Source organism: Sphingomonas sp. (assembly GCF_048594985.1).
Classification (GTDB): domain Bacteria; phylum Pseudomonadota; class Alphaproteobacteria; order Sphingomonadales; family Sphingomonadaceae; genus Sphingomonas_I.
This window is the reverse complement of record NZ_JBMDXG010000319.1, coordinates 1-2088: the sequence shown is the minus strand read 5'-3', so window position 1 is coordinate 2088 and position 2088 is coordinate 1. Positions and strand designations below refer to the sequence as shown.

The following is a 2088-nucleotide window of genomic DNA, read 5'->3' as shown; positions in this document are numbered from 1 at the left end:
CGCCCCGCCGCTTCAGATGGCGGCGGGCATCGTCGGACTGGTCGGCATGCTCGCCTATGTTGGCTGTCTGCATTGGCGCGCCGGGCGCCCGATCAACCTGTTCGGCTGGACGCTCCCGGTGCCGGGGGTTCGCATGGCGCTCGTTCAGTTCGGGCTCGGCGTGCTCGACCTGACGATCGCGACCGCCGCGCTGTTCGTGCTGCTTCCCGACGCGACGCTGGCGCATTTTCCGCTCGTCCTTTTCGCCTATCTGGCGGGACTGGTTTCCGGCCTCATCACCCACGCGCCCGGCGGTGTCGGCGTGTTCGAGGTGGTGATGCTTCTCGCGCTGCCGGAATTCGATCGCGCCGCCCTGTTCGGCGCGCTGCTGGTGTTCCGCGCGGTCTACTTCCTGCTGCCGCTGGCCGTGGGCCTTCTACTCTTCGCTTGGCACGAGGTGATCCACTGGCGCTTGCCGAACGGTCAGCCCGTGCCGGCAATCTCTCGCGAACCCTGAGGCATTGTTGTTGCCCGCCATGGCGCGATCAGCTTGCCAGCACCGCGTTCCTCGCCGCATCGGCGTCGGGCGCGCGGCGCGCATAGCGCTGCGCGATCGCCGCGAAGGCAAGCAGCTGGAGCTGGTGGAAGATCATCAGCGGCAGGATGATGGCACCGACCTGCGCAGCCGGAAACAGCACGCCTGCCATCGGCACGCCGGAAGCGAGGCTTTTCTTCGAGCCGCAGAAGAGGATCGCGATCTCGTCCGGGGTCGAGAAGCCCAGGCGCCGGGCGACGGTTCGGGCAAGGACCATGATGATCGCGAGCATCGCGGCGCACAGGGCAACGACCGCCAGCAGCTGCCACGCTGGGACCGCCGCCCACAGCCCTTCCACCACCGCCGCGCTGAACGCGGTATAGACCACGAGCAGGATCGATCCGCGATCGACCAGCGACAGCACGGCCTTGTGACGCTCGACCGTTCGCGCGGTCAGCGGACGCGACGCGTGACCCAGGACGAAGGGAAGGAGAAGCTGAAGGGCGATGGTGCGGATCTCGCCGCCGCTCACACCGCCGCCGCCCGCCCCGTCCATCAGCGCCGCGACCAGAAGCGGCGTCAGAAGGATGCCGACCAGGTTCGACGCCGAGGCGCTGCAAACGGCCGCGGGGACATTGCCGCGGGCGATCGAGGTGAAGGCGATCGACGATTGCACCGTCGACGGCAACAGCGCGAGGAACAGCATCCCCGAAGCGAGCGCTGGCGAGACGACCCATTCGCCCATCGCACGAAAGCCGATGCCGAGCGCGGGAAAGACCAGGAAGGTCAGTGCAAACACGACCAGATGCAGGCGCCAGTTCGCCATTCCCGCCAAAATCGCCGCGCGCGACAGCTTTGCCCCATGCAGGAAGAAGAGCAGGGCGATCGCCGCCACGGTCACGATCCTGAATGCGGCGGCGACCTCACCGCGGCACGGCAACACCGTCGCGACGAGCACGGTCGCCAACAGCATCAGGCTGTAGCGATCGATCCGTTTGACGAGTGTGAACATGGCATTCCCTACGCGAACGATGAACCGGTTCGGGCAATCGCAGCGCCGAAAGCACTACCGTCCGCCGTCGTCGATTCGCGTGTCCGGTAGTGCCATGCGGATCGAACGTCACCACCAACTATCGGGAGAAGGCATGTATTCCATGTCGGCGGCACGAGCCGTCTTGTGCGTCGCGGTCGCGGCGGTCCTGTATCTTGCCCTGACGCCGGGACCGGCGGGCGGGGTTATCGAGGATGGCACGATCAGGCACTCGCTCGCCTTTCTCGTGCTTCCGTGGCTGATGATGGCCGCCTATCCGCGCTTGTCGGTCTGGTGGGTGCTGGCCGCGAACGCGGCGCTCGGGGGCGCGATCGAGCTTGGTCAGCTCTGGATGGCGGTGGGGCGGCACGGCGCCTGGGCCGATTTCGCGCTCGACGTCGTCGTCGCGGCGGCGGCCGTCGCGATCGGCTTGTTCGTGCGCCGATCGGCAAGGCTGCGGTGATGCACGTCGATCTGCTATACTCGCTCGCGGGCCTGTTGGTCGGCGTCCTTGTCGGCATGACCGGGGTGGGCGGCGGATCGC

2 protein-coding genes and 1 pseudogene are annotated in these 2088 nt (G+C 67.4%); 2 read left to right on the top strand and 1 reads right to left on the bottom strand.

All coding sequences use genetic code 11. The features are described from left to right. Positions 1–496 (top strand): annotated as a pseudogene (locus tag ACOJSF_RS13135) (GNAT family N-acetyltransferase); the annotation flags it as partial. 28 nt (positions 497–524) lie between these two features. Here the strand turns inward: ACOJSF_RS13135 and ACOJSF_RS13130 are convergent. Next, complete coding sequence (locus ACOJSF_RS13130; RefSeq protein WP_420142648.1) at positions 525–1526, bottom strand: bile acid:sodium symporter family protein; 1002 nt, start codon at positions 1524–1526, stop codon at positions 525–527. 19 nt (positions 1527–1545) lie between these two features. Between ACOJSF_RS13130 and ACOJSF_RS13125 the strand changes: the two genes are divergently transcribed. Then, positions 1546–2007, top strand: a complete 462-nt coding sequence (locus tag ACOJSF_RS13125) for a hypothetical protein (RefSeq protein WP_420142647.1) — start codon at positions 1546–1548, stop codon at positions 2005–2007. Positions 2008–2088: the final 81 nt, after the last annotated feature.

What these genes read in the sequence shown, in the direction of transcription:
- ACOJSF_RS13130 (WP_420142648.1), bottom strand. Translation starts at nt 1,526, where the DNA reads ATGTTCACACTCGTCAAACGGATCGATCGCTACAGCCTGATGCTGTTG.
- ACOJSF_RS13125 (WP_420142647.1), top strand. Translation starts at nt 1,546, where the DNA reads ATGAACCGGTTCGGGCAATCGCAGCGCCGAAAGCACTACCGTCCGCCG.